Origin of the sequence: Lysobacter brunescens (assembly GCF_042677005.1) — a bacterium.
Lineage (GTDB): Bacteria > Pseudomonadota > Gammaproteobacteria > Xanthomonadales > Xanthomonadaceae > Lysobacter_I > Lysobacter_I brunescens.
On sequence record NZ_JBHTIF010000002.1, the window covers coordinates 388,806 to 394,805 of the forward strand.

Here is a 6,000-nt window from a genome sequence, read left to right on the forward strand (position 1 = left end):
ATTCTCGACGTGCTGCTTTGCTGGATGCGACGGGATGCGAGTCACGACTGCGCTTCCTTTTGCGTGTTGTCCCGGGGGAGGGTGATCTGTGCTGCCCGATCATCCTGCTCCGCTTCGCGTCCGTCGACCGTGATCTGCATCAAGTTCACGATGCTTCGTCGCGAATGCGGCGATCGCTTCGTCGTTCATGAATTCAGGCCTGTTTTCAGGCCTGTTTTCAGGTATTTCATGCGCACTTCGAATCGTCGATGCGGTTCGCATCGAAGGTATCAATCATCCAGTCCTGCATGCGTGCGTTCTGCACGATGATGATGCGATTCGATGATGGAATACAGCGCGCTGAATCGATGCAGTGAATCGATTCGATGCATCGATTCGACCGGCTGCGATGCTTCAGGCGCGGCGCTTGCTCGTTCCACGCGCCGCTCCGACAGATCGTTCCCGAACGTTCAGCCGAGGCGATGCCGCGTCGAAGGCGCGCGATGTGTCAGCGATCGGTCTTCGGGGCTGCAGTTGCCTTCGGTGCCTTGATCCAGGCGGCCACGTCCGCGATCAGCTCCGGCGCGACCTGTCCCGGCCGCGTGTATTCCGCCAGGCTGCCATCGCCTTCGCCCGGGATGGCGAGATGGTTCAGCGATTCGTACAGCTTGAAGGTCACGCGCGCATCGTCGTGGAAGGCTTCGCGCCAGTTCTGCCAGTCGGCATCGACCACCTGGATGTCGCGCGCGCCCTGCAGGATCAGCATGGGTTGCTTGATTCGCGCGGCCTCGGCCACCGGATCCACGGCTTCGACCGTGCGCCAGTACTCCGGCGACAGCCCGAGCGGCCCTTGCGCCGCCGTCATCTCGCGACCGTCGCGCACCGCCTTCACGCTGTCGCTCAGGCGCATGATCGCGGCGTTTTCCTGTTCGCTGATCCGGCCATCGTCGAGCACGGCGAGGCGCTTGTTCTGTTCGATCAGGATGTCGAGCAGCGGCCGCGATGGCGCTGCCAGCAGCACGATGCCCGCGATCTTCGGGTCGCGCTGCGCGATGCGCGGGGCCATCATCCCACCGAGGCTGTGGCCGAGCACGAAGACGCGCTTCGCGTTCACGCCGGGCAGGGCGCGCAGCGTCTGCACGGCGAGCAGCGCATCGTCGGTGGTCTCGCGATCGATGGTCGCGCCGCCGTCCATGAACGCCTGCGGCTGCGCCTTCGTGCGCTTCTCGTAGCGCAGCACCGCGATGCCGCGCTCGGCCAGACCACGCGCGATATCAAGGAACGGGCGGTTCGGGCCGATGGTGGAATGACGATCCTGCGGCCCGGAGCCGTGCACCAGCACCACGGCGGGGAAGGGACCCTTGCCCTTGGGCATCGTCAGCGTGGCCGGCAGGCCGGTGGCGGCGTCGCCGATGCGCACTTCGCTTTCCTCGTACATGGCATCGGCAGGCACGGGCGGTACTTCGGCCGCCGGTGCCTTCGGCGGGCGCAGCGCGAAGCCGGCAATCCGCCTGTCCTTGTCGAAGGCGACGAGGACGACCAACTCGGCACGCTCGAAGCGCAGGGACTGCGTCACCAGCGCGCCGTCCTCGCGCAGGTCGCTGGTCGGTTCGCCGCGCGACTGCAGCGCGCCGGCACTGGCCTGGATGCTGGCGAGTCCCTGCGCGAGCTGTTCCGCGCTCACGGCCGCAGCCATCGTCGCATCGAACCGCGCGTGGACCGCCGCGGTGTCGCCGGCCAGGAAGGCGTCGATCACCTGCAGCGCCTCGCGTACCGCATCGAAAGCCAGGGTCTCGGCATTCACGGGCGCAGATGCGGGCGCGTCCTGCGCCCGTGATTCGGTCGCGACGAGCACACCGGTGCCGAGCGCGAGGGCCAGCGCGGAGGCGAGCAGCAGGCGCGGCGCGAGCCTGCGGCGTTGCGAAGCGGGCAAGCGACGTTCGATCTGGCGGATCACGTGGATCATTCGGATTCTCCGTTGGATGGGGCATCGTCCGTGGACGGCGTCTTCAGGCGCCCGGCCTTGCGCAGCGCATCGCGCAGGACGTATTCGATCTGGGCGTTGAGGCTGCGCAGCTCATCGTCGGCCCAGCGCTGCGTGGCCGCGAGGATCTCGGCGTTGATGCGCAGCGGATAAGCCTTCTTCTCGCTCATGGCCTGGTGCCCGGGCAGGTGCGGCGGACGCCGCGATCAGTACAGCGAACCGGTGTTGACGATCGGCTGCGTCGCGCGTTCGCCGCACAGCACGACCAGCAGGTTGCTGACCATCTGCGCCTTGCGCTCCTCGTCGAGCTGAACCACGCCGTTCTTCTGCAGCTCGGCGAGCGCCATCTCGACCATGCCGACGGCGCCGGCGACGATGCGCGTACGCGCGGCGATGATCGCGTTCGCCTGCTGGCGCTGCAGCATGGCCTGGGCGATTTCCGGGGCGTAGGCGAGGTGGCTGATGCGCGCGTCGAGCACGGTGACGCCGGCATCGGCGAGTCGCTCCTGCAGCTCTTCCTTGAGGTGCTGGCCGACCTCGTTGGCGTGGCTGCGCAGCGCGAGCTGGCCGTCTTCGTGCTGGTCGTAGGGATAGCTCGTCGCCATCGCGCGCACCGCCGATTCCGACTGGATGTGCACGAAGCTCTCGTAGTCGTCGACGTTGTAGACGGCCTCGGCGCTGTCCACGACCTGCCAGACGATGACTGCGGCGATCTCGATCGGGCTGCCGTCCAGCTCGTTGACCTTGAGCTTGCTGCTCTCGAAGTTGCGCACGCGCAGCGACACCTTCTTCTTGCCGTAGAAGGGATTGTTCCAGCGCAGGCCGTTGTCCTTCACGGTGCCGACGTACTTGCCGAAGAGGTCGAGCACGGCGGCCTGGTTGGGTTCGACCTTGTACAGGCCCAGCATCAGGAAGACCGAGCTCAGCACCAGGGCGATGCCGGCGATCCACCCCGCCGTACCGTCGCGGGCGCTGGTGCCGACGAGCCAGGCGCCGAGCATGACGGTGGCGAGCAACAGCAGGAGGGTCGGGATGCCGGGGAGCGAACGGAAGTTGTTCTCTTTCATGGCGCAGGCTCGGTGGTCGGGAATGTTGATGTGATATCAAAAAGATATCACTCTGCGCAAGCGAGTTCGGACAGGCGGTGGTGCCGGTATGCGGCGTGATCGCCGGCCTTTGTGCAAACCCTTGATTTAAAATGCCGGCTTTCCGCTGGAACCATGCCCATGTCCGCCTTCCCCGAGATCGAATTCGGTACGCCCCTGTCGCCTTCCGCCGTCCGCGTGCTGCTGCTGGGCTCCGGCGAGCTGGGCAAGGAAGTCGCGATCGAACTGCAGCGCTTCGGCTGCGAAGTCATCGCCGCCGATCGCTACGCCGACGCACCGGCGATGCAGGTCGCGCATCGCAGCCACGTGCTGAACATGCTCGACGGCGACGCCCTGCGCACGCTGATCGCCGAGGAGCGTCCGACCCTGATCGTCCCGGAGATCGAGGCGATCCACACCGAAACCCTGGTCCAGCTGGAGCGCGAATTCGCCGAGCGCGGCACCCATACCCGCGTGGTCCCGACCGCGCGCGCCGCGCGCCTGACCATGGACCGCGAGGGCATCCGCCGCCTCGCCGCCGAGACCCTCGGCCTCGCGACCTCGCCGTATCGCTTCGTCGATACGCTGGAGGACTACCGCGCGGCCGTCGCGGAGATCGGCATTCCCTGCGTGGTCAAGCCGGTGATGTCCTCCTCGGGCAAGGGCCAGAGCCTGGTGCGCACCGCCGATGACGTCGACGCGGCCTGGGACTACGCGCAGACCGGTGGGCGTGCCGGCGCCGGGCGCGTGATCGTCGAAGGTTTCATCGATTTCGATTACGAAATCACCTTGCTGACCGTCCGTCATGCCGGCGGCACCGATTTCTGCGACCCCATCGGCCACCTGCAGCGCGACGGCGACTACCGCGAAAGCTGGCAGCCGCAGCCGATGTCGGCGAAAGCGCTGGAACGCGCGCAGGCGATCGCGAAGACCATTACCGACGACCTCGGCGGTTGGGGCCTGTTCGGCGTCGAGCTGTTCGTGAAAGGCGACGAGGTGTGGTTCTCCGAAGTCTCGCCGCGCCCGCACGACACCGGCCTGGTCACCCTGATCTCGCAGGACCTGAGCGAGTTCGCCCTGCACGCGCGCGCGATCCTGGGCCTGCCGATTCCGAAGATCGGCCAGAACGGCCCGTCGGCTTCGTGCGCGGTGCTCGCGCATGGTCATGGCGTGCCCGCGTTCACCGGTGTGGCCGATGCGCTGCGTGTGCCCGATACCGCGCTGCGCCTGTTCGGCAAGCCGAAGGTGGAAGGCCATCGCCGCGTCGCGGTGACCCTGGCGCTGGGCGAGGACATCGACGAGGCCCGCGCGAAGGCGCGCGATGCCGCAGCAGCGCTGTCGATCGAGCTGCGCTGACCGCGACAGGCCCTTGTAGAGCGGAGCTTGCTCCGCTCATGCATCTCCATCAATCCGAGCGGAGCAAGCTCCGCTCTACGACGGGGAACTGATACGCTCGCCCGACGCCGTCACAGGACCCCGCGATGAACGATACCAGCGGCTATGCCGTCTTCTTTTTCCCGCAGGCGCTCGAAGTGCTGGGCGACCCGATCCGCCCATTCCTGCAGGACGGCCCGGCCGGCCCGCACGTGGCCTGCGCCACCATCGACACCGGCGGTGCCTTCATCGAAATGACCATCGAAGGCCGCACGCCGGAAGGCCGCGAAGTCTCGCTGGAACTGATGGTGCCCAGCGGCATGGTGCGCATGGTGGTGTCGACGCAGAGCGAGGCGATGTTCGGCTTCGGCCTGCGCGACGCGGACCCGCTGCCGGCCGCCTTGCCCGTGCTGGGTCCGACGGCTGAGCCGGCCAGCGCACCGTCGGAGGCGTTGCCGTCCTCAGCGGATGGCACGCCTGCCAGCGCAGCATCGCCCGGCAATTGATGAGGCGGGTCCGGCGCGGTCGGTCGACTGCACGCCGGCGCTGCGCTGTCATCCCGAGCCGCAGGCGAGGGACCTGCTTTCCCCTCGACTCACTCCATCCGCGGCAGATCGAACGCCAGCACTTCCGCGTCGTCTCCGCCTTCGATCTCGATGCGCGGCTCGTCGCGATACAGCAGCGCATCGCCGGCCCTCAGCACGTGGCCATTCACCAGTGCATTGCCTCGAACGACATGCACGTAGCCGAGCCGGCCTTCGTGCAGATCGAGCGTCGCGCGTTCGTCGCCATCGAACAGGCCGGCGTACATCCGCGCATCCTGCTGGATCGTCACGGAATCGTCGGCGCCGTCCGGACTGACCACCAGGCACAACCGGCCGCGCTTTTCGGCATCGCTGAAGCTGCGCTGCGCATAGCCCGGCGTCACGCCCATCCGGTCCGGAATGATCCAGATCTGCAGGAAATGCGTCGCGCCGCGCGAGTCGTGGTTGTACTCGGAATGGGTGACGCCGGTGCCCGCGCTCATCCGCTGCACTTCGCCGGGCACGATGCTGGCGGCATTGCCCATCGAATCCCGATGGCCCAGCGCGCCGGAAATCACGTAGCTGATGATCTCCATGTCGCGATGGCCGTGGGTGCCGAAGCCCCTCCCCGGCTGGACGCGATCCTCGTTGATCACGCGCAGCGGGCCCCAGTGGACGTGGCGCGGGTCGTGGTACTCGGCGAAGGAGAAGCTGTGCCAGGAATCGAGCCAGCCGTGGTTGGCATGGCCGCGTTCAGCGGCGGGGCGCAGGGCGATCATGAGCGATGGACTCCCGAGGTGCCGGGGCGGGGCGCGGCATGCGCCCGGAGGCCGGTCGGCGAGTGATATCCTCGTGAATCTTCAAATTCAGAACAATAATTGAATTCAGCAATTATTGTTCTGAATTTACGATCAGTGGGCGGTCGCCGTGCGCCGCCGGCTGCCACGCGGCAGCGGGCGCGGCTTGCCGAACAGATAGCCCTGTCCGAACTGGCAGCCCTGCTCGACGAGGATCTCGCGCTGGGCCTCGGTCTCGATGCCTTCGGCGATCGTGT

At 67.0% G+C, this 6,000-nt stretch carries 6 protein-coding genes; 2 read left to right on the plus strand and 4 right to left on the minus strand.

Annotated elements, in window-relative coordinates; genetic code table 11:
* Nucleotides 1–487 precede the first annotated feature (487 nt).
* Genes ACFQ0E_RS13840 through ACFQ0E_RS13850 form a run of 3 tightly spaced genes read right to left on the minus strand, consistent with a single transcriptional unit; the run spans nt 488 to nt 3,030 of the window.
* Entirely contained in the window at nt 488–1,945 is a 1,458-nt protein-coding gene (locus ACFQ0E_RS13840) for an alpha/beta hydrolase (RefSeq protein ID WP_386824737.1), read from the minus strand.
* Entirely contained in the window at nt 1,942–2,133 is a 192-nt protein-coding gene (locus ACFQ0E_RS13845; protein WP_386824739.1) for an Arc family DNA binding domain-containing protein, read from the minus strand. The genes ACFQ0E_RS13840 and ACFQ0E_RS13845 overlap by 4 nt, the downstream gene beginning before the upstream one ends.
* A 36-nt stretch (nt 2,134–2,169) precedes the next feature.
* Nucleotides 2,170–3,030: an SPFH domain-containing protein gene (locus ACFQ0E_RS13850; protein WP_386824741.1), complete on the minus strand. Its 861-nt coding sequence runs from the start codon at nt 3,028–3,030 to the stop codon at nt 2,170–2,172.
* Nucleotides 3,031–3,189: 159 nt separating this feature from the next.
* Here ACFQ0E_RS13850 and purT point away from each other — a divergent pair, with 159 nt between their 5' ends.
* Both purT and ACFQ0E_RS13860 read left to right on the plus strand, forming a co-directional pair.
* A complete protein-coding gene (gene purT / locus ACFQ0E_RS13855; RefSeq protein ID WP_386824743.1) occupies nt 3,190–4,404 on the plus strand; it encodes a formate-dependent phosphoribosylglycinamide formyltransferase in 1,215 nt (404 codons plus the stop codon).
* Nucleotides 4,405–4,529: 125 nt separating this feature from the next.
* Entirely contained in the window at nt 4,530–4,928 is a 399-nt protein-coding gene (locus tag ACFQ0E_RS13860) for a hypothetical protein (protein WP_386824745.1), read from the plus strand.
* 89 nt (nt 4,929–5,017) lie between these two features.
* Here the strand turns inward: ACFQ0E_RS13860 and ACFQ0E_RS13865 are convergent, their stop codons facing one another.
* Nucleotides 5,018–5,725, minus strand: coding sequence for a pirin family protein (locus ACFQ0E_RS13865; RefSeq protein WP_386824747.1), 708 nt, complete (start codon nt 5,723–5,725; stop codon nt 5,018–5,020).
* Nucleotides 5,726–6,000 lie beyond the last annotated feature (275 nt).

What these genes read in the sequence shown, in the direction of transcription:
- ACFQ0E_RS13840 (WP_386824737.1), bottom strand. Translation starts at nt 1,945, where the DNA reads ATGATCCACGTGATCCGCCAGATCGAACGTCGCTTGCCCGCTTCGCAA.
- ACFQ0E_RS13845 (WP_386824739.1), bottom strand. Translation starts at nt 2,133, where the DNA reads ATGAGCGAGAAGAAGGCTTATCCGCTGCGCATCAACGCCGAGATCCTC.
- ACFQ0E_RS13850 (WP_386824741.1), bottom strand. Translation starts at nt 3,030, where the DNA reads ATGAAAGAGAACAACTTCCGTTCGCTCCCCGGCATCCCGACCCTCCTG.
- purT (WP_386824743.1), top strand. Translation starts at nt 3,190, where the DNA reads ATGTCCGCCTTCCCCGAGATCGAATTCGGTACGCCCCTGTCGCCTTCC.
- ACFQ0E_RS13860 (WP_386824745.1), top strand. Translation starts at nt 4,530, where the DNA reads ATGAACGATACCAGCGGCTATGCCGTCTTCTTTTTCCCGCAGGCGCTC.
- ACFQ0E_RS13865 (WP_386824747.1), bottom strand. Translation starts at nt 5,725, where the DNA reads ATGATCGCCCTGCGCCCCGCCGCTGAACGCGGCCATGCCAACCACGGC.